This window comes from Streptomyces sp. NPDC002734 (assembly GCF_040295685.1).
GTDB lineage: Bacteria > Actinomycetota > Actinomycetes > Streptomycetales > Streptomycetaceae > Streptomyces.
The window spans coordinates 1-19,607 of record NZ_JBEOVU010000006.1; the positions used below are offsets into that span (position 1 = coordinate 1).

15 protein-coding genes, 1 pseudogene and 1 other annotated feature are annotated in these 19,607 nt (G+C 71.6%); of the genes and pseudogenes, 5 read left to right on the plus strand and 11 right to left on the minus strand.

Annotation, left to right across the window (positions count from 1 at the left end; translation table 11 throughout):
- Positions 1-69: 69 nt before the first annotated feature.
- Positions 70-741, minus strand: coding sequence for a potassium channel family protein (locus tag ABT026_RS07500; protein WP_351113143.1), 672 nt, complete (start codon positions 739-741; stop codon positions 70-72).
- A complete protein-coding gene (locus ABT026_RS07505) occupies positions 741-1,412 on the minus strand; it encodes a potassium channel family protein (RefSeq protein ID WP_351113144.1) in 672 nt (223 codons plus the stop codon). Before ABT026_RS07505 ends, ABT026_RS07500 begins: the two co-directional genes overlap by 1 nt.
- Positions 1,413-1,656: 244 nt before the next feature.
- Here ABT026_RS07505 and ABT026_RS07510 point away from each other — a divergent pair, with 244 nt between their 5' ends.
- Together ABT026_RS07510 and ABT026_RS07515 are read left to right on the plus strand one after the other, a co-directional pair.
- A complete protein-coding gene (locus tag ABT026_RS07510) occupies positions 1,657-3,765 on the plus strand; it encodes an APC family permease (RefSeq protein WP_351113145.1) in 2,109 nt (702 codons plus the stop codon).
- 200 nt (positions 3,766-3,965) lie between these two features.
- Positions 3,966-5,297 (plus strand): class I SAM-dependent RNA methyltransferase, encoded by a 1,332-nt coding sequence (locus ABT026_RS07515; protein ID WP_351113146.1) that lies wholly within the window; start codon positions 3,966-3,968, stop codon positions 5,295-5,297.
- A 406-nt stretch (positions 5,298-5,703) separates the two neighbouring features.
- Here ABT026_RS07515 and ABT026_RS07520 read toward each other — a convergent pair whose 3' ends face one another.
- The 4 genes from ABT026_RS07520 to ABT026_RS07535 form a co-directional block, all read right to left on the minus strand.
- Entirely contained in the window at positions 5,704-6,183 is a 480-nt protein-coding gene (locus tag ABT026_RS07520) for a MarR family winged helix-turn-helix transcriptional regulator (RefSeq protein WP_351113147.1), read from the minus strand.
- An 11-nt stretch (positions 6,184-6,194) separates the two neighbouring features.
- Positions 6,195-7,256 carry an alkene reductase gene (locus tag ABT026_RS07525; protein ID WP_351113148.1) on the minus strand — a complete coding sequence of 354 codons (1,062 nt, stop codon included), beginning with the start codon at positions 7,254-7,256 and terminating at the stop codon, positions 6,195-6,197.
- 167 nt (positions 7,257-7,423) lie between these two features.
- Positions 7,424-8,395 (minus strand): alpha/beta hydrolase, encoded by a 972-nt coding sequence (locus ABT026_RS07530; RefSeq protein WP_351113149.1) that lies wholly within the window; start codon positions 8,393-8,395, stop codon positions 7,424-7,426.
- Between the two features lie 646 nt (positions 8,396-9,041).
- Positions 9,042-9,908, minus strand: a complete 867-nt coding sequence (locus ABT026_RS07535) for a DUF1963 domain-containing protein (RefSeq protein ID WP_351113150.1) — start codon at positions 9,906-9,908, stop codon at positions 9,042-9,044.
- A gap of 383 nt (positions 9,909-10,291) precedes the next feature.
- Positions 10,292-10,399 (plus strand) — a sequence feature (AL1L pseudoknot).
- A gap of 156 nt (positions 10,400-10,555) precedes the next feature.
- On the opposite strand from ABT026_RS07535, the gene ABT026_RS07540 reads away from it, so the two are divergent.
- Entirely contained in the window at positions 10,556-11,104 is a 549-nt protein-coding gene (locus tag ABT026_RS07540; RefSeq protein ID WP_502967922.1) for a Uma2 family endonuclease, read from the plus strand.
- A gap of 63 nt (positions 11,105-11,167) precedes the next feature.
- On the opposite strand, the gene ABT026_RS07545 is transcribed toward ABT026_RS07540, so the two are convergent.
- Together ABT026_RS07545 and ABT026_RS07550 are read right to left on the minus strand one after the other, a co-directional pair.
- On the minus strand, positions 11,168-13,486 hold the full coding sequence (locus tag ABT026_RS07545; RefSeq protein WP_351113152.1) for a beta-phosphoglucomutase family hydrolase: 2,319 nt from the start codon (positions 13,484-13,486) through the stop codon (positions 11,168-11,170).
- Positions 13,487-13,612: 126 nt separating this feature from the next.
- On the minus strand, positions 13,613-13,750 hold the full coding sequence (locus ABT026_RS07550; protein ID WP_351113153.1) for a hypothetical protein: 138 nt from the start codon (positions 13,748-13,750) through the stop codon (positions 13,613-13,615).
- Positions 13,751-14,387: 637 nt separating this feature from the next.
- Here ABT026_RS07550 and abc-f point away from each other — a divergent pair.
- Both abc-f and ABT026_RS07560 read left to right on the plus strand, forming a co-directional pair.
- Positions 14,388-16,022, plus strand: coding sequence for a ribosomal protection-like ABC-F family protein (gene abc-f / locus ABT026_RS07555; RefSeq protein WP_351113155.1), 1,635 nt, complete (start codon positions 14,388-14,390; stop codon positions 16,020-16,022).
- Between the two features lie 16 nt (positions 16,023-16,038).
- A complete protein-coding gene (locus tag ABT026_RS07560) occupies positions 16,039-17,724 on the plus strand; it encodes an ABC-F family ATP-binding cassette domain-containing protein (RefSeq protein WP_351113156.1) in 1,686 nt (561 codons plus the stop codon).
- 32 nt (positions 17,725-17,756) lie between these two features.
- Here the strand turns inward: ABT026_RS07560 and ABT026_RS07565 are convergent.
- The 3 genes and pseudogenes from ABT026_RS07565 to ABT026_RS07575 all read right to left on the minus strand — a co-directional run.
- Positions 17,757-17,846, minus strand: a pseudogene (locus tag ABT026_RS07565) (aldehyde dehydrogenase family protein); the annotation flags it as partial.
- Positions 17,847-17,922: 76 nt separating this feature from the next.
- On the minus strand, positions 17,923-18,726 hold the full coding sequence (locus ABT026_RS07570) for a lysophospholipid acyltransferase family protein (protein WP_351113157.1): 804 nt from the start codon (positions 18,724-18,726) through the stop codon (positions 17,923-17,925).
- Between the two features lie 241 nt (positions 18,727-18,967).
- A complete protein-coding gene (locus ABT026_RS07575) occupies positions 18,968-19,600 on the minus strand; it encodes a TetR/AcrR family transcriptional regulator (RefSeq protein WP_351113158.1) in 633 nt (210 codons plus the stop codon).
- Positions 19,601-19,607: the final 7 nt, after the last annotated feature.

Consider the following 19,607-nt stretch of genomic DNA (forward strand, 5'->3'; position numbering starts at 1 on the left):
GGGCCCGCGACACCCTTTCCGAGGTGTCGCGGGCCCGCCGCTTCGTCGTGTGCGGAGCCGCCCGCGTCGTCAGACGACGTCGTTACGCACCGACAGCAGGCTCTCCAGCTGCTCCTCGCGGTCCTGCGCGGCCACGAAGAGGAGCTCGTCGCCGGCCTCCAGCGAGTCCTCGGGGGAGGGCGCCAGCACCCGCGAGCCGCGGATGATGGTGACCAGCGAGGTATCCTGCGGCCAGGCCACGTCACCCACCCGGGTGCCGGCCAGGGCCGACTCCGGGGGCAGCGTGAGCTCCACCAGGTTGGCGTCGCCGTGGCTGAAGCGCAGCAGGCGCACCAGGTCGCCGACGCTCACCGCCTCCTCCACCAGCGCGGACATCAGCCGCGGCGTCGAGACGGCGACGTCCACGCCCCACGCCTCGTTGAAGAGCCACTCGTTCTTCGGGTTGTTGACCCGGGCGACGACCCGCGGCACCCCGTACTCGGTCTTCGCCAGCAGCGAGACCACCAGGTTGACCTTGTCGTCGCCGGTGGCGGCGATGACGACGTTGCAGCGCTGGAGCGCCGCCTCGTCCAGCGAGGTGATCTCGCAGGCGTCGGCGAGCAGCCACTCGGCGCGCGGCACCCGCTCCACCGAGATGGCGGTCGGCGCCTTGTCGATCAGCAGGATCTCGTGGCCGTTCTCCAGCAGCTCGCCCGCGATCGAGCGGCCGACGGCTCCGGCTCCGGCAATGGCGACCCTCATCAGTGCCCCGCCTCCTCTTCCGGACCCTTGGCGAACGCGGCCTCGATCTCGGCCACGTCCTCGGTCCGCATCATGACGTGGACCAGGTCGCCGTCCTGGAGGACGGTCTGCGACGAGGGGATCATCGCCTCGCCGAACCGGGTGAGGTAGGCCACCCGCACGCCCGTCTCGTCCTGAAGCCGGCTGATCCGGTGGCCGATCCAGGCAGGGGAGGTGTGCACCTCGGCCAGCTGGACGCCGCCGGTGGGGTCGCGCCACAGCGGCTCCGCGCCCGAGGGCAGCAGACGGCGCAGCATCTGGTCCGCCGTCCAGCGGACCGTGGCCACCGTCGGGATGCCCAGGCGCTGGTACACCTCGGCCCGCCGCGGGTCGTAGATGCGGGCCGCGACGTGCTCGATGCCGAACATCTCGCGGGCCACCCGGGCGGCGATGATGTTGGAGTTGTCGCCGCTGGAGACGGCGGCGAAGGCGCCCGCCTCCTCGATGCCGGCCTCACGCAGGGTGTCCTGGTCGAAGCCCACGCCGGTGACCCGGCGGCCTCCGAACCCGGAGCCCAGCCGGCGGAAGGCGGTGGGGTCGCGGTCGATCACGGCGACCGTGTGCCCCTGCTGCTCCAAGGTCTGGGCGAGCGCGGCGCCTACGCGTCCGCAGCCCATGATGACGATGTGCACGACCGTCCTTCCGGTGTCCCGATTGTCGTTCCGCACTGATGCTGTCCAGCCGTACGTGCCGTCCGGCGTCGCCGGCCGACACGAACAGGGTCTCAGACAGCCGCCCAAGGTACACACGCAGCGTCCGGAGCAAACCACCCCCCGCACCTGCCGGGTAAAGCCTTGGCGATGTTTTGAAACCCTTAACGCGATCCTGATGTCCCTGGCTGGGTCCTCCCCCTGCTCGGGCCTACGATCCACTGTCGTGTCCAAACTGACCGACGTGCCCAAACGCATCCTCATCGGGCGCGCACTCCGCAGCGACCGGCTGGGGGAGACCCTCCTGCCCAAGAGGGTCGCCCTGCCCGTCTTCGCCTCCGACCCGCTCTCCTCCGTGGCCTACGCGCCCGGCGAGGTGCTGCTGGTCCTGTCGATCGCGGGTGTGTCGGCCTACCACTTCAGCCCCTGGATCGCCGTGGCGGTCGTGGTGCTGATGTTCACGGTCGTCGCCTCCTACCGGCAGAACGTGCACGCCTATCCCAGCGGCGGCGGCGACTACGAGGTCGCCACCACCAACCTGGGCCGCCGGGCCGGCAAGACCGTCGCCAGCGCCCTGCTGGTGGACTACGTGCTCACCGTGGCCGTGTCGATCGCCTCGGGCATCGAGAACCTCGGCTCGGCCGTGCCGTTCGTGGTCGAGCACAAGGTCGCCTGCGCGGTCGCCGTCATCGTGCTGCTCACCCTGATGAACCTGCGCGGGGTGAAGGAGTCGGGCAAGCTCTTCGCCATCCCGACCTACGTCTTCGTCACCGGCGTCTTCGTGATGATCCTCTGGGGCGCCTTCCGCGGCATGTTCCTCGGCGACGAGATGCGGGCGCCCACCGCCGACTTCGAGATCCACCCCGAGCACCAGGGGATCGCCGGCTTCGCGCTGGTCTTCCTGCTGCTGCGGGCCTTCTCCTCCGGCTGCGCCGCGCTGACCGGCGTGGAGGCGATCTCCAACGGCGTGCCCGCGTTCCGCAAGCCGAAGTCGCGCAACGCGGCGACCACGCTGCTGCTGATGGGCACCATCGCCGTCACCATGTTCTGCGGGATCATCGCCCTCGCCATGGCCACCGGCGTCAAGATGGCCGAGTCGCCCGCGCAGGACCTGCTGGAGAACGGGCGGCCGGTGGGCACCGGCTACGTCCAGGACCCGGTGATCACCCAGGTCGCCGAGGCGGTCTTCGGGCACAACACGCTGCCCTTCCTGATCCTCGCCGCGGCCACCGCGCTGGTCCTCTTCCTGGCCGCCAACACCGCCTACAACGGCTTCCCGGTGCTCGGCTCGATCCTGGCCCAGGACCGCTACCTGCCCCGCCAGCTGCACACCCGTGGCGACCGACTCGCCTTCTCCAACGGCATCGTGCTGCTGGCCGGTGCGGCAGCGCTGCTCGTGGTGGTCTACGACGCGGACTCCACGCGGCTGATCCAGCTCTACATCGTCGGCGTGTTCGTCTCCTTCACCATCAGCCAGATCGGCATGGTCCGGCACTGGAACCGCCACCTGGCCACCGAGCGCGACCAGGCGGCCCGCCGCCGGATGCAGCGCTCGCGCGCCATCAACGCCTTCGGCGCCACCTTCACCGGCCTGGTGCTCGTCGTGGTGCTGCTCACCAAGTTCACCCACGGCGCCTGGGTCGCCCTGCTGGGCATGGTGATCTTCTACGGCACGATGACGGTGATCCGGCGCCACTACGACCGGGTCGCCGAGGAGATCGCCGCGCCCGAGGAGCCCGGCGACGAGAGCCAGCGGCCCTCCCGGGTGCACTCGGTGGTCCTGGTCTCCAAGGTCCACAAGCCGGCCCTGCGGGCGCTGAGCTACGCCCGGATGATGCGCTCCGACACCCTGGAGGCGCTCACCGTCAACGTCGACCTCGCCGAGACCAAGGAACTCCGCGAGGAGTGGGACCGGCGCCGCATCGACGTGCCGCTGAAGGTCCTGGACTCCCCGTACCGGGAGGTCACCCGCCCGGTGGTGGAGTACGTCAAGAACCTGCGCCGGGAGTCCCCGCGCGACGTGGTGTCCGTCTACATCCCCGAGTACGTGGTCGGCCACTGGTACGAGCAGCTGCTCCACAACCAGAGCGCGCTGCGGCTCAAGGGCCGGCTGCTCTTCCAGGCCGGTGTGATGGTCACCTCGGTCCCGTACCAGCTGGAGTCCTCCGAGGTGGCCCGGCTGCGGGCGCGGCGGCGGGCGAACTGGACCGCCCCCGGCTCGGTGCGGCGCGGGCCCGCCGCCCCGTCGCGCAACGGCGGCCACGGCGGCAACGGCGAGCGGCGCGACCGCAAGGGCTCGACCCGGGCGGACGGGTCCCAGGGCGGGCCCGGGTGACCTGGGCGGGCCGGGCGGGCTGGGTCTGAGGGTCCGCCCGCGCGTGACCTGAGGGTCCGCCCGCACGACCTGCCCGGCCGGCCCGATTTCGGTCCGGTCGGGCAGGCGCGCCGACCGCGTAGACTGGTCGGCTGTTGTCCGGACACGCGCCACCGGTGCGCGCGCCCGATTCGTCACCGAGGTTGTGGAGTCACCCCGCCATGCAGGCACAGGAGAAGAAGTCGCTGGTGGGGGAGGAGTACGAGGTCGAGATCGGCCCCGTGGCCCACGGTGGGCACTGCATCGCCCGGACCGACGAGGGCCAGGTCCTCTTCGTCCGGCACACGCTGCCCGGCGAGCGCGTCGTCGCCCGCGTCACCGAGGGCGAGGAGGGCGCGCGGTTCCTGCGCGCCGACGCCGTGGAGATCCTCGAGGCGTCCAAGGACCGCGTCGAGGCGCCCTGCCCGTTCGCGGGCCCCGGCAAGTGCGGCGGCTGCGACTGGCAGCACGCCAAGCCGGGCGCCCAGCGGCGGCTCAAGGGCGAGGTCGTCGCCGAGCAGCTCCAGCGCCTCGCCGGGCTCACCCCCGAGGAGGCCGGCTGGGACGGCACCGTGATGCCCGCCGAGGGCGACAAGGTGCCCGCCGGCCAGGTCCCGTCCTGGCGCACCCGCGTCCAGTACGCCGTCGACCCGGACACCGGTGAGGCCGGCCTGCGCAAGCACCGCTCGCACGAGGTGCAGATCATCGACCGCTGCCTGATCGCCGCTGAGGGCGTCAGCGAGCTCGGCATCGAGCAGCGCGACTGGTCCGGTATGGAGAGCGTGGAGGCCATCGCCGCCACCGGCTCCCAGGACCGCCAGGTCATCCTCGCCCCGCGGGTGGGCGCCCGGCTGCCCATCGTCGAGCTGGACCGTCCCGTCTCCGTGATGCGGGTCGGGGAGAAGGACGGCGGGGTGCACCGGGTGCACGGCCGCCCCTTCGTCCGTGAGCGGGCCGACGGCCGCACCTACCGCGTCGGCAGCGGCGGCTTCTGGCAGGTCCACCCGAAGGCCGCGGACACCCTTGTCACCGCGGTGATGCAGGGCCTGCTGCCCCGCAAGGGCGAGACCGCACTCGACCTGTACTGCGGCGTCGGCCTCTTCGCCGGCGCGCTCGCCGACCGCCTCGGCGACGAGGGCGCGGTCCTCGGCATCGAGTCCGGCAAGCGCGCGGTGGAGGACGCCCGCCACAACCTCGACGGCTTCGACCGGGTCCGCATCGAGCAGGGCAAGGTCGAGGCGGTCCTGCCGCGCACCGGCATCACCGAGGTGGACCTCATCGTCCTCGACCCGCCGCGCGCCGGCGCCGGCCGCAAGACCGTCGCTCACCTCGCCTCCCTCGGCGCCCGCCGCGTCGCCTACGTCGCCTGCGACCCGGCCGCCCTCGCCCGCGACCTCGCGTACTTCCGCGACGGCGGCTACCGGGTCCGCACGCTGCGGGTCTTCGACCTGTTCCCGATGACCCACCACGTGGAGTGCGTGGCGATCCTCGAGCCGGTGAAAAAGGGCGTCTGACCTGCGGTTTCTCTGCGCCGGTTCGGCTCATGAAGTGTTTTGCCGTGCACACCAGGTGGGGCGGGATTCATCCGCCCCCACCTGCGGTTTTCCGCTGTCGAGACGCGTGCGGGAGCTTTTGGGTGTCGGCTCGCTGGAATTTTTGACGCTTGTATGACGCTCGAAATGACGGCACGTTGGTGGCGGTGGCTCCGATGTGGGAGTGTCACCTGTTGAGAGTGGTGCCCCTGTACGAGGGCTGAGGACCCCCGCCGTCGGCGACTGGTACGGGCCCGATGAGGTCGTCTCGGAGCAGTCGGCGGAACGTGACCAGTCGTTGAAGCCGTTCACGTACGCCCAGGCGGGCATCGCGCGTTCTTGGCCCAGCGCCGCGTCCCCCGCTGACGTCATCCGCCCGGACACCCCTCTAAGGGGTGTCCGGGCGGATGACGTCGTGGCTGTTCATGGCGTCGACGATGGCATAGGCGTCGTGGACGAAGGATTCGGCCCGCTCCTTCGGCAAGTGGCGCATAGAGGTTGCCTCCAGAGTCCGCCACATTGCGGCGATGGGCTCGCGCAGGGCGCGGCCTTCGTCGGTGAGGTGGACGACCATCACCCGTCGGTCGTGGTCGGACGGCCGACGGGTGAGCAGGCCGGCGTCCTGCATGCGGCGCAGGGACTTGGAGACGGTGGAGTGGTCCAGGCCGACGCTCTCGAGCAGTTCGGACTGGGTCTGGCCGTCCTTGTCGAACAGCTGCATGAGCAGCAGTTCCTGTCCGGGGTGCAGGTTCATCTCGCGGAGCATGGCGGCTGCGTAGCCGCGGTGGGCGCGGGCGAGCTGGAAGATCGCGTAGCTCACCTGTCCCTCGCTGACGGTGGAGGGAAGAGGACGGGTGGGGGCGGGCATGGTCTGGATCCTCAGGCGGTGTAGGTGGGGTAGTCGGTGTAGCCGGCCGCGCCGCCGCCGTAGAAGGTGGCCGGATCGGGGGAGTTGAGCGGCGCGTCAGAGCGTAGCCGCTGAACCAGGTCGGGGTTGGCCAGGGCGAGGGCTCCGACGGAGATGAGGTCGGCCGTGCCGTTGGCGATGTCCTTGGCGCGAGTGGCCAGGTCGGTGCCGGCCCGGTTGAGGATCAGGGTGGTCGGCCACAGTGTGCGCAGAGTGTCCAGCAGGTTCCTGTCGCCGGCGTGCACGACGTGGAGGTAGGCGATGCGGAGCGGGGCGAGGACACGTAGGAGGGCGGGGTAGAGGTCGGCGGTGTCCGGCTCGGCGATGTCGTTGAAGGGGTTGCCGGGCGAGATGCGCAGACCGGTGCGGTCGGCGCCGATCTCCTCGGCCACAGCGGTGACGACCTCGGCGGCGAAGCGGATGCGGTGTTCGACTGAGCCGCCGTAGCGGTCGGTGCGCTGGTTGCTGTTGGTGGCCAGGAACTGGTGGACCAGGTAGCCGTTGGCGCCGTGGATCTCGACGCCGTCGGCTCCGGCCGCGATCGCCGCGGCGGCTGCGCGGCGGAAGTCGTCCACGGTCGCCGCGACCTCGCCGGTCGACAGGGCGCGGGGCATCGGCATTTCCTGCGGTCCCGAGGTGGTGAACATCATCCCCGATGGGCGGGTCGCCGAGGGGGCGACCGGCTGCCGGTGGTGGGGGGTGTTGTCGGGGTGTGCGATGCGTCCGACATGCATGAGCTGGATGAAGATCCGTCCGCCCGCGGCGTGGACCGAGTCGGTGACCGTGCGCCATCCGGCGATCTGTGCGTCGTCGTGGATGCCGGGGGTGAGGAGGTAGCCCTGGCCGTCGGCGGAGGGCTGGGTGCCCTCGGTGATGATGAGTGCGTAGGAGGCGCGCTGGGTGTAGTACTCGGCGTTCAGCCGCGTCGGTACGCCTTCCGGTATGGATCGGTCCCGGGTCATGGGGGCCATGACCAGGCGATGCGGCAGGGAAAGAGCGCCGACGGTCGTGGGTGTGAACAGGGCCTCACACATGAGTGATCCTTCGTTATGGTGGCGGGCGAGCTCGGTGTTCGTGGCGCTCCTGTGGACGTCAAGCCGCTCGAGCCAGGTCGGTCCACGGCGCGGCAGGCGGAGTGGCCTCCTTGCCGGGCAGTTGCTGCAAGGGCTGTGCGAGACAGGCGGCGGCCATGTCCCTCTCCTCAGGTGCCGAGGGTGCGGCGCACCCAGGCGGTGCGGGCGGCGAGCGCGGCGACGGACAGGGCCGCAGTGGGAGCTGCGCCGTCGAAGATGTGGAAACCCCCTGCCCAGACGTGCAGTTCTGCCTGGACGCCGGCCGCCCACAGCCGGGAGGCATAGGCGACGTCCTCGTCGCGGAACACCTCGGCGGAGCCGACGTCGATGAAGGCCGCCGGCAGTCCGGACAAATCGGTGGCCCGGGCGGGAGCGGAGTAGGCGGAGACGGCCTCGCTGCCGCGGCGCTCGCCCAGAAGGGCGGTCCAGCCCGTGGTGTTGCTCTCCCGGCTCCAGGAACCCGTGTTTGAGTACTGGAGCGTGGAGACGCTGTCGTCGCGGTCGTCGAGCATCGGACTCATCAGCAACTGCGCCATGGCCTTCGGGCCCTTGCGGTCGCGGGCGAGCAGCGCGACGCCGGCGGCCAGGCCACCGCCGGCAGAGGTGCCGGCCAGCAGGATCCGCCGGGGGTCCACACCGAGTTCCTCGGCATGGGCGGTGGTCCAAACGAAGCCGGCGTAGGCGTCCTCGACGGGGGCTGGAGCGGGGTGTTCGGGGGCGAGCCGGTAGTCGAGGGAGACGACGACCGCGCCGTGCTCCAGAGCCCAGTCGAGGATGTTCTCGATGCCGGTGAAACGGTCACCGATGATCATGCCGCCGCCGTGCAAGAAGTAGATGCCGGGAGCGGCGGCGGCCTTGTCGCGAGGGGTGAAGACGGAGGCTGTCAGCTCACCGTCCGAGCCTGGGACGGCGACGACCCGGTGGTCCAGGGCGCGAGTGGCGAGGACTTCCTCGATCGGGGCGGTGAAGGGCGCGGCCCGCAGCGGCTCGATCATCTCCGTCGTGATCGCGGACGGCAACGGACTGTTGGCGAGCAGGGCGCTCAGCTCCGGGTCGTACGGAGGGCGGGCGAGAGCCTCGGACGCGGCGGCAGCGGTCATGACGCACTCCTGGGAAGTGGTGATGCCGACCATTTATGTGGCCGACCACAGAAAAGTAGCGCGAATTTATGTGGCTGGCAACCTATTCGTGGGCAGGCCTCGCTTTTCACGGCGCTTCCCGGCGGTGTCGCCTGCCTGGCGCAGCGCGGCCGATCGCCTTGGCGTCACGGCCCGCTCGACGTGCTCCCCACTGACCGGGTGTGTCAATGTGCACCGGCCTGTGGCCCGTCGCCGACAAGCCCCGCCGTCCGCTCCCGTGCTCGGGCGCTACTGGAGGCGCCGAGCCGACGCGTCAGCCGACTGCAGGAGCCCGGCCGGTTCGCCGGGGCGACCGGGGCCGGCCTCCTGGCGGAGCAAGCGATCGCCAACAACTGTCCTGCGGCCGGATCGCAGGCACGGGCGGGCCCTTCACGCGCGTCGCGCAGGCCCACCGAGGGCGGTGGCCGGCACTGCTTCCAGCGGGGAGCGAGACCCCCGGTGGCCCCCCTCCCGGCGGCCCCCTCCCCACCCGGCCTCCGCACTGGCGGGGCACCGGCACGCCCGGACGCCCCAGGGCCGTCCTCCTTGGTGAACGGGCGCCGGCGGAAACGCCGTGTGGCTTCGAGGCGGAGCGGGCTGAACATGCGGGAGGGGCCGGTCGGACCGGTCAGGGGTTCCAGGAGACGTTGGCGAAGGCCCGGTCCAGACGTCGCGCTGTCAGGTCCTCGCGCTGGATCACCCAGTGCACGGTGGAGCCTTCCCAACCCACCACGTCCTCGCCGGCGAACCAGTCGGCGAGCAGAACCCAGTCCGCGGGGTCGGCCGAGGCCGGTCCGTCCCAACCGCCCGACTCCACCGCCCGCACGGCGGCCCACACGGCGTCCTCCACCGGGTTGAGGTGGACGACCTCCTCGTTCGAGTAACCTCCGATCTGGAGGGTCCCTTCGGGCACGATGTCGTTCCAGGTCTTGTCCCAGACCTCGACGAGTTCCTCAGCCCGGGAGTGTCCGGGGACGTGGGCGATGTCCTGTCCCCCCGGCAGGGTCACGTGTGTGTGATACGGGAGCGACGGGTGGAAGCTCGCGCGCAGCGGTCCCTGGGGGTAGCTGGCGAACATCCTGCGGTGGTCGTCCACGTCCCCCGAGTTCCAGGACTCCTGCTTGTCCCGCTCGTCGACGGTCGCGCCTGCGGGAACGTACACCACCTGGCCCGCGGAATGGCGGTGGTCGGGCTCGGGCCAGGAGAAGAAGAGCAGGTGGCCGTCGGGCGGCAGGGGCAGATCCGTCGCGTCGGCCGGCAGGGCCGCGAGGTCGATGGACGCCACGAAGGGGTACTTGGGGGTGGGGACGCCGACGGGGAGAAGAAGTGGGCCCCCAAACCGGCCCACGACGGGTTCCGGCCCCTCCTTCGCCGGTGTCAGGTTTACGCAGGGGCGAGCGAGGGTCAGCCACCGCTCCACGTCTTCGGCCGGTATGCCTTGCGCGAGCGCCTCGTCGCGGAAGGGTCGTAAACGGTTTCGCATCTCGGTGTGCATGGCCGGACTCTAAGCGCCGGGTCCGACAACGGGCGGAGGCAGGTGCGAGTGGCCCGCGGGCGCATCAGCCGACACGCGCGACGGGCTGGTCCTGCGAGCCTCGTGAGCGGTGGGTGACAGGACGACGCGTATCCGTACGCGCAGGCGCGGACGGTCGTACCGCACCTGGCGGAGCCGCCCCACCGTGCGGGCGTAACGGAACATCACCCGGAACCCGCCGTCGGGTGAAGCACATCGGGTCCTGGGCCTCGTTCGGCTCGTTGTAGCCCCACCGCTGCGGGCAGCCGTAGTTGCGCGTCTGCGGGGCGATCACCGTGCCGTGGGCGGACGCGGTCGGCGCCATCGGCAGCAGGCAGAGCAGCGCTGACGGTTGAGTTCACCTCGGCTTTCTTCGCGTCTGAGCTCGACCGGCTGTCGAAGCGCTCGTAGCGTTCATTGACGGGCACCGGGAGGTGTTCGGGGGCGAGCCGATCCGCAGGTGAACCGCCCCGGCCATCGGCGCGTTGGCGCATCGCGCGGTCCGGCGGCAGTTGTCGATTACGCTGATGTCAGTTGTGTGGCCCCTGTGCGCTTCCCGGGTGGGGGGCCCTGTGACTGTCTTCCGAAGGCGTCTGGAGGAAGCCGTGACCGCGGAGTTGCCCGACTGGATGATCCCGCCGAGGCCCAGCGGCTGGGAGGCTGATGATCTCGACCATCTTCCGCAGGCTCCCCGGCATACGGAACTCATCGACGGAGCGCTGATCTTCATGATGTCGCCGCAGCGGTCCTGGCATGCCAGGCTGGTGGAGAACATGACGTTCACGCTGCGGCGTGAGGCTCCGGCGGGCTTCGAGGCGGAGCGGGAGATGACCGTTCGCCTCGACCGCAAGAGTCGCCCGGAGCCGGACATCCTGGTGTCCACGGCCGCCTACGACCCCGACCGGACCTGGTACGCGCCCGGAGAGGTCACGTTGGTCGTCGAGGTCGTTTCGGAGGAGTCCGCGGACCGTGACCGGTCGCTGAAGCCGTTCAAGTACGCCCAGGCCGGGATCGCCCACTTCTGGCGGGTCGAGGACGAGGCTGGTGCGCCGACCGTTCACACGTATGAGCTCGACGCGATGACCAGGACGTATGTGCCGACGGGTATCTATCGTGGCCGGCTGAAGGTCTCCGTTCCCTTCCCCATGGACATCGACCTCGACGCTCTGGTGCCCTGACCGGCTTCACAGCGGAGCGGCGGTAGCGGGCGAGGCAGCGGCGGCAGGCCGGCCGGAGTGGCCTTACCGCAGGGACAGGGCTGCCGAGGGGTCGACCTGCCGCGGAGCACTCACTGTCATCGATCCGTGACTGGCCAGGTCTCCGGCTCGGAGGCCCGCGGTCTCCACCAGGAGCTCCGTCCCGTGCCGGTACAGGAGATCCACGTCTCCCGTGACCCGCACATACTGGGTGAGCGCGTAGGCGATGTCGGCATTGATGTGATACTGCGCCGTGCCTGCGGCGTAGTAGGGCGACGCCTCGGTGCCGTTGATCGTGCGCCATGGAAAAAGCGCTCCGTCGCACGAGACCTGCCGGGCCCGCTCCCGTGCCGTCGGCAACGCGTCGATGCGGTGCATCAACAGACTTCGGGCCACCGACGGGTGGGTGTGGACGAGGAACGGGAGCAGGTAGATCTCGGTGTCCCAGAAGTAGTGCCCCTCGTAGCCCGTCCCGGTCTGCCCCTTCGAAGGCACTCCACGCCCCTCGCTACGAGCCGTCCCCTGAAGCAGCGTGAACAGGCTGAAGCGGAGAGCCTGTTGTGCCGTCAGCGATCCCGTCCATTCGACGTCGCTGTCGGCCCAGAACCTCGCCCAGTCTGCCGCGTGCTCCTGAAGGTCTGCCGGAAATTCGGTGTCCATCGCACGATGCAGGGTCGCCTCCGCCCGGTCAGCCAAGGCGTCGCTGTCGCCGGGACCGTCGTGGTACGCCAGCCACTTCGTCAGCGTCACGGTCCGGCCCGGCGCGGCCCGCACCGTGAACTCCACGGAGACCCGATCCTGCTCGACACGGGTACGCGTGTGCGTCAGTGCCGCCGGGTCGAAGGAGTGATCCATCGCCGCGGCGACCGCCAGACCGCTGCCGGAGGTCCGGTACATCCGGGTGACGCGCACCCCGTCGACCCGCTCGCCGTCGGGCCGCAGCGCGTCCTCGGCCAGCGACCGGGTCCGGCGTGGGTCTCCGTCGGGGTCCGTGACGACCGGCGGGCGGGTGACCATCTCGGAGGAGAGCGCCAGGTCCGCCGGAGTGCCGGGCTCCTCCTGGCCCTGGGGCGCGGGCAGGACCGTCAGCTCGTAGCCCACACATGCCAGGTGCCGGTGGGTCAAGGACACGAAGCGGAACGAGTCGACCCTGATGGGCAGGCCGCCGGGCAGTTGGTAGGTGACGCTGCGGCGCAAGGTCCCGTCCGCCATGTTCAAGGTCCGCTCGTATGCGCGTACCTCGGTGCTCACGATGTCCACGGGCTCCTCGTCGACGAGGAGCCGGACGACGGTCGCGTCCGGGACCGGGACGACCGTCTGCCCCGTGCTCGCCAGCCCGTAGGCCGGTTCGGGACAGACGATCGGCCAGGTCTCGTGGAAGCCGTTCAGCATCGTCGCGGGCCGGTCCGCCGGCTCGCCCTCCTCGTGGCTGCCGCGCATGCCGATGTACCCGTTCGACACCGCGAACAGCGACTCGGTGCGCCCGACGTCGTCGGGACGGGGACTGCGTTCGAGGAGCCGCCACGGGTCGGTGGGGTGCTCGGCGCTGGTCGCCAGAATGCGCCGTGCGGCGGCCCGCAGGCGGTGGGTCCGCGGCCCGGACCTGTGGACCTCCTCGGTGACGTCCGCGAGCAGCTCGCCGAGATCTTCCACCACCAGGTCCGCGCCGTGCTCGGTCAGAGCACGGGCCTGGCCGGCCCGGTCCACCCCGATGACGAGCCCGAAGCCTCCCGCCCGGCCTGCGGCGACGCCGGCCGGCGCGTCCTCCACGACGACGCAGCGCTCGGGTCGCACGCCGAGCACGTCGGCGGCGGCGAGGAACATGTCGGGCGCAGGTTTTCCGGGGATGCCGTGGTCCAGTGCCGTCCGGCCGTCGACGCGGGTGTCGAACAGATTGCCGAGCCCGGCGCAGTTCAGGATCTCGGCGCAGTTCTGGCTGCTGGAGACCACCGCGGTCCTGAGCCCCGCCTCGCGCACCTCTCGCACCCAGGCGATCGATCCGGGAAACGCCTCGACACGGCCGGTCGCCAGCTCGGCGACGACCCGCTCCTGCTTCCGGTTGCTCAGCCCCCAGACGCTCCGCGTCGACGAAGGATCGTCAGGCGTTCCGGGAGGCAGGGTGATGCCGCGGGCGTCGAGGAAGTCCCGCACGCCGTCCTGTCGTGGCTTGCCGTCGACGTACGCCGTGTAGTCGGCGGCGTCGAAGCGGGCCGTGCTCGTCCCGTGGACGGCGTCCCACTCGCGCAGAAAGGCGTCGAACGTGCTGCGCCAGGCATCCTCGTGCAGGGACGCGGTCGTGGTCAGGACCCCGTCCATGTCGAACAGGACGGCGTCGAAGTCCTCAGGCGTGACCGGTGAGCGCATCACGGCACCTGCCGTTTCTCCGCGGACGCCGCATGCGGCATCAGCTCCGTTCCGCCCGGTCGCCCAGCGACCAGTCCCGCACCTCCGGCGTGTGCCGCAGATGCTCGACCACGTACCGCTCGTGCCTCACCGGCCGACGGTGAGGTAGTTGCTTGCCCGCCACCAGGCGTCGACCGCGGCGACATCGGCGTCGGTGGGATGTGCGAGCCGGTCCACGATGTGCGGGGCAGCGAGCCCGGTGGCGCCGACGTCGGCAGGTGCCACGGCGCTCGACCTCCTTCGCCACTGAGACCTCCCCCGACACCGTTGCGCCGGTGCGCCTTCCGTGGTGACCACTCATGACGAGTCGGGCGTTTTGTGCAATATGTCACCGTTGTGCCGGTCGTGCCACGCGGCCGCGGCCGCGGACGATCTTGACGCTCGTGCGACGCGCGGGACGCGTTCCGGTGTCCGTCGAGTGGTTCCGCACCTGGTGCTCGCCGAGGACTCCGTCGTTCTGCGTGACGGCACGGTCGAGTCGCTCGGCGCGCGGTTGCGAGGTGGCTGCCGTCGCGGGGGCGGCGCGGCCCGCGAACGGGCGGTGGCGACAGGTACGTGGGTGCGGGTGACGTACTCCTTCGGCCCGCTCGGCACCGGACGGCGGTCCGTCCGGGCCCGCTCGGCACCGGACGGCGGTCCGTCCGGGCGCCCCTTGCTAAAGTGACGGGCAGTCGACCGTTGATCGAGGAGTCAAGACGTGGTGGGTGACGACGACATCTCCGGGTGAGATCCGGATCTGACGGCCACCGGCCGGTGCTCGTGAGCACTGCCGAGGTGGTCCGCTCTGTCGTGCCCCCCTTTCCCACGTCTGCCCAGGGCAGAGGTCCATGCTCTGCCCTCGTCCTCCCGAGGTCGCTCCTCCATGTCCGTTGCCACGATCGTCTGCTCCAGCCTCTCCTTCGCCTGGCCCGACGAGACGCCGGTCTTCGACAACCTGTCCTTCACCGTCAGCACCGGCCGCACCGGCTTGGTCGCGCCCAACGGTTCCGGCAAGAGCACCCTGCTCAAGCTGATCGCCGGCGAGCTGAGGCCCGCCACCGGATCGGTGTCCGTCAGCGGTTCCCTCGGCCACCTGGCCCAGAGCCTGCCCCTGACCGGCACCCTCACCGTCGCCGAGGTGCTCGGCGTCGCCGAGGTGATCCGCGCCCTGGACGCCGTGGAGTCCGGCGACGTCCGCGAGGAACACTTCACCACCATCGGCGACGACTGGGACATCGAGGAGCGCACCCGCGCCCAGCTCGACCGTCTCGGCCTTTCCGACCTCCCCCTGGACCGCAGGCTGAGCACCCTCAGCGGCGGTCAGATCGTTTCCCTGGGCCTCGCCGCGCAGCTGCTCAAGCGCCCCGACGTGCTCCTGCTCGACGAGCCCACCAACAACCTCGACGCCCAGGCCCGGCACAAGCTCTACGACGTGCTGTCCGATTTCCCCGGCACGCTGCTCCTGGTCAGCCACGACCGCGCCCTGCTCGACCGCATGGACCGCATCGCCGAACTCGACCGTGAGGAACTGCGCCTGTACGGCGGCGATTTCACCGCCTACGAGGAGGCGGTGCGGGCCGAGCAGGAGGTCGCCGAGAAGAACGTCCGCAACGCGGAGCAGGAGCTCAGGCGGGAGAAGCGGGAGATGCAGCAGGCTCGCGAACGCGCCGAGCGCCGCATGAGCAACGCCTCCAGGAACCTCAAGAACGCCGGCCTGCCCAAGATCTTCGCCGGCACCATGAAGCGCGGCGCCCAGGAGTCGGCCGGCAGGTCCGCGACCGTGCACTCCACCCGGGTCGACGAGGCCAGGGCCCGCCTCGACGAGGCGGGCCGCGCCCTGCGCGACGAGCAGCGTCTCACCCTCGAACTGCCCGACACGCAGGTCCCCGCGGGCCGCAACCTCTTCCTCGGCGAGGGCATGCAGGCCCGGCTCGGCGACAGGCCCGTGTTCGCCGACGGCGGTCTGGGCCTGACGGTCCGCGGTCCCGAACGCATCGCCCTGACCGGCCCCAACGGGGCCGGGAAGACCACCCTGCTCCGTCTGATCGCCGGTGATCTCCCCCTGTCCGGCGGGGAGATCAAGCGCAACGACGGCCGTATCGCCTACCTGTCGCAGCGCCTGGACCTCCTCGACGTGGACCGCACGGTCGCGGAGAACTTCGCCGCCTTCGCCCCCGGGCGGCCCGAGGCGGAACGCATGAACCTGCTCGCCCGCTTCCTCTTCCGTGGTCCCCGGGCCCACCTCCCGGTCGGCGTCCTCTCCGGCGGAGAACGCCTGCGCGCCACCCTGGCCTGCGTCCTGTGCGCCGAACCGGCGCCCCACCTGCTCCTGCTCGACGAGCCGACCAACAACCTCGACCTGGTGGGCGCCGGCCAACTGGAGGGCGCGCTCAACTCCTACCAGGGGGCCTTCATGGTGGTCAGCCACGACGAGCGGTTCCTCGCCCGGATCGGTGTGCAGCGCCGGCTCCGGCTCGCCGACGGCACGCTGGAGGAGGTCCGGGCGCCCGAGGTGTGAGCCACCGACGTGTGACATGGCCCGCCGAGGCGTCCTCCGCCCGGCGGGCCGCCCACCAGCCACTTCTGAGGGAACCCCTGTGTCGGCACTGATCGCCCACGACCTCGTCCACAGCCTGGGAGGCCGTCGCGTCCTCGACGGCATCTCCCTGACCGCCGCTCCCGGCCGCCGCATCGGTCTCATCGGGGAGAACGGCGTCGGCAAATCCACGGTGCTGCGCCTCCTGGCCGGCGCCGACGAACCCGACGCGGGGACCGTCAGCCGCCCCGTCGATCTCGGCTTCCTCCACCAGGAGATGCCGTACGACGCCCGCTCCACCATCGCCGTCGTCCTCGACGAGGCGCTGCGCGAGGCCCGCGAGGACCTGGCCGAACTGGGCCGGCTCGGCGAGGAGCTCGCCCGCACGCCGGAGGACCAGGACCTCCTGGACGCCTACGGCAGGCGCCTGGAGCAGGCCCAGGACCGGGAGTCCTGGGACGCCGACCGCCGAGCCGCACTCGTCCTGGACGGCCTCGGCCTGGGCGCCGTCCCGCACGACCGCGTCCTCGGCTCCCTCTCCGGCGGGCAGCGCGGCCGCCTGGCCCTGGCCGCCCTTCTCGTACGGCGTCCGACCGCGCTCCTCCTCGACGAACCCACCAACCACCTCGACGACGAGGCCGCCGCCTTCCTGGAGGAGCAGGTCCGCGGTCTGCCCGGCACCGTCGTCGTCGCCAGTCACGACCGCGCGTTCCTCGACGCCGTCTGCACCGATCTGATCGATCTCGATCCGGCGCTCGACGGCCCGGTCCGTCACGGCGGCGGCTACAGCGCCTATCTGTCCCACCGGCTCGCCGAGCGGGAACGCTGGGAGCGGCGGTACGCCGAGGAGCAGCAGAGACTGACCGAGCTGCGTCAGGCGGCTGGGGTGACCGCGCACCGGGTCGCGCCCGACCGGGGCCGCACCGACAACGAGAAGATGGGCTACGGCCACCGCAGCGGCCGGGTGCAGAACCAGATCTCCCGCAGGGTCCGCGACGCCACGCGGAGACTGGAGGAGCTGGAGCGCGGACAGGTACCCGCGCCGCCGCGCCCTCTGCGGTTCACCGCCGGCGACCTCGCCGCCGCCGGCGATCTCGGCGCGGCCGGCGAGGAGGACTCCCTTCCCCTGGTGGCCCTGAGCGGGGTACGGGTACCGGGCCGGCTCGCCGTCGACGCCCTGGAGGTCTCACCCACCGACCGGCTGCTGGTCACGGGCGGCAACGGCACGGGCAAGTCGACGCTGCTCGCGGTGCTGGCCGGACGTCTCCCGGCCGAGGGCGGGGTGTACCGGCGCCCTCGGCTGACGGTGGGCCTGCTCACCCAGGACACCGTGTTCGACCGCCCCGACCGGACGGTCCGCCACACCTACGACCAGTCGCTGGGAGTTCCGCGTGCCGAGGAGGTGCCTCTGCGCTCGCTCGGCCTGTTCCACGAGGCGGACCTGGACAAGCCGGTAGGCCACCTGTCCGTGGGACAGCGCAGGCGGCTCGCGCTGGCCCTCCTCGTCGCCCGCCCGCCCCGGATGCTCCTCCTCGACGAGCCCACCAACCATCTCTCCCCGTCCCTGTGCGACGAGTTGGAGGAGGCCCTGGGCACGGGCCCGGGCGCGGTCGTCGTCGCCAGCCACGACCGCTGGCTCCGCCGCCGCTGGCGGGGGCGCGTCCTCGGGCTGGAAAGGCAGTGATCCGTCCTCGCGTGAGGCCGGGGCACCGGTCAGGACGCCTTGAAGCCTCCGAACGGGCCGTCGAAGGTCACCGGGGCGCCGTTGACGGTGAGGGTGCCGGTGCGGATGCGGCGGGCGAGGGCGTGGGACTGAGGCAGGGGCGAGTGCCCGCGGACGCACCGGTCGGCGCGCGCGACGGTCGGTCCACCGGCAGCGGCGTCAGGTCTGAGGGAGATGATCGGCCGTGGACGACGGGCACGGCTTGCGTGCGGTGGGACGGGGTTCCTCGCGGAGTTCCTCGAGGAGCGTGGTGATGGCGTCCATGATCCGCAGGCCGGCCTCCGCGAGGACCGGTGCCGTGATCACCTGTCCCCGCAGGTCGGAGAGGTCGACGGGCGGGCCGGCCGCCACCCGCACGACGGTCCGCCGGTACCAGGGGCGGGAGCGGCGCACCGTGCTGCCCGCCGCCGGGATGATCTCGTGCGCGTTCCACTGGGCCACCGGTATCACCGGAGCCCCGGTCTCCAGGGCCAGCCGGGCCACGCCCGTCTTGGCCCTGGACGGCCACAGCTGAGGGTCGTCGGTGAAGGTGCCCTCGGGGTAGACGGCCACGCAGCAGCCCCGGGCCAGGGCCTCCTTGGCGTGCACCAGCGCGTCCGACGCGTGGACGGTGTTCCGGTACACCGGTATGTGGCCCATGGCGCGTAGCGCCGCTCCCAGCACGGGCACCGAGAACAGCGGCGCCTTGCCCAGGAACCGGGCGGGACGGCCGTGGTGGTACTGGAAGAGGCCGTAGCAGACCGGATCCGCGTACGAGGTGTGGTTGACCGCCGTGATGTACCCGCCGGCTGCCGGCAGATGATGGCCGCCCCGCCACTCCCACCGTGCGACGAGCCGGACGAGAGGCGTCAGCACCGCGGCCGCGAACCGGTAGACCCACCCGGGTCCGTCCCCGGTCACCCCGCCGGTCCCGGTCCCGGTCCCGTCCCCGGACTGTCGGCCGGCCCCGTTCTCCTGCTGCATGGAGCCGTTCTACATGACGGGCGGCGGCAGGGACATCCCCTTTCACACGGCCCCGGCCCCCACTGTCGGCCCTGGTCAGCCGCCGGAGGAGTGGACGTCACCTCGGCGGCGGGCGCCGGCGGTGCGGCTCGCGATGGTGGAGCCGCCGATTCCTTCGGGCCCGGCGGGCCCTGCGCCGCCGTGCCGGCCGACGGCCGGCACGGGAGGATCCGGGCCGGCCGTCGCGCGCGTGGGCGGACGCCTACCGTGCCGGGCCGGCGGGCGCCGGGCGGCCCAGCCCCTCGAAGAGCATCGCCGTGAGCGCGTCGGCCACCGTGGCCACCGGGAGGTCGCCGTCGGGGCGGTACCACTCGATGAGGGAGTTCACCGTGCCGAACAGCAGGCGGCTCGCCAGGTGGGGGTCGATGTCGACGCGCACGCCGCCCTCGGCGGCGGCGCGTATGACCAGTCCGGCGAAGCGGTGGTCGAACTCGCGCCGGCGCTCCAGGGCCCGCCGCTCGGTGTCGCTGTTGCCGCGCAACCGCAGCAGCAGGGTGACGTAGGGCAGTTCGGCGGCCAGCACCTCGACGCTGCGGTGCAGGACGTGCCGCAGCCGGGCCGTCGCCGTCGCGCCGGGAGCGGGGTCCTCGTCCAGCACGGCGAACACCGCGTCCAGGGCGCGGGTGACGGCCAGGGAGAGCAGTTCCTCCTTGCCGGAGACGTGGTGGTAGATGCTGGACTTGCTCAGCCCGAGGCGCCGCGCCACGTCCTCCATGCCGGTGCCGTCGTACCCGCGCTCGTTGAAGACGGCCACCGCGACCGCGAGGAGGGAGTCGCGGTCGTAGGCGGGCCGTTCCCCGCGCCGGGCGGGGCGGCCGGTGGGCGTGTCGGTCATCCGCTCA

Coding starts and splice junctions, on each gene's coding strand:
- ABT026_RS07500 (WP_351113143.1), bottom strand. CDS start 741: ATGAGGGTCGCCATTGCCGGAGCCGGAGCCGTCGGCCGCTCGATCGCG.
- ABT026_RS07535 (WP_351113150.1), bottom strand. CDS start 9,908: ATGCACACCGAGATGCGAAACCGTTTACGACCCTTCCGCGACGAGGCG.
- ABT026_RS07520 (WP_351113147.1), bottom strand. CDS start 6,183: ATGCCCGCCCCCACCCGTCCTCTTCCCTCCACCGTCAGCGAGGGACAG.
- ABT026_RS07575 (WP_351113158.1), bottom strand. CDS start 19,600: ATGACCGACACGCCCACCGGCCGCCCCGCCCGGCGCGGGGAACGGCCC.
- ABT026_RS07560 (WP_351113156.1), top strand. CDS start 16,039: ATGGCCCGCCGAGGCGTCCTCCGCCCGGCGGGCCGCCCACCAGCCACT.
- abc-f (WP_351113155.1), top strand. CDS start 14,388: ATGTCCGTTGCCACGATCGTCTGCTCCAGCCTCTCCTTCGCCTGGCCC.
- ABT026_RS07515 (WP_351113146.1), top strand. CDS start 3,966: ATGCAGGCACAGGAGAAGAAGTCGCTGGTGGGGGAGGAGTACGAGGTC.
- ABT026_RS07545 (WP_351113152.1), bottom strand. CDS start 13,486: ATGCGCTCACCGGTCACGCCTGAGGACTTCGACGCCGTCCTGTTCGAC.
- ABT026_RS07530 (WP_351113149.1), bottom strand. CDS start 8,395: ATGACCGCTGCCGCCGCGTCCGAGGCTCTCGCCCGCCCTCCGTACGAC.
- ABT026_RS07525 (WP_351113148.1), bottom strand. CDS start 7,256: ATGTGTGAGGCCCTGTTCACACCCACGACCGTCGGCGCTCTTTCCCTG.
- ABT026_RS07540 (WP_502967922.1), top strand. CDS start 10,556: ATGATCCCGCCGAGGCCCAGCGGCTGGGAGGCTGATGATCTCGACCAT.
- ABT026_RS07570 (WP_351113157.1), bottom strand. CDS start 18,726: ATGCAGCAGGAGAACGGGGCCGGCCGACAGTCCGGGGACGGGACCGGG.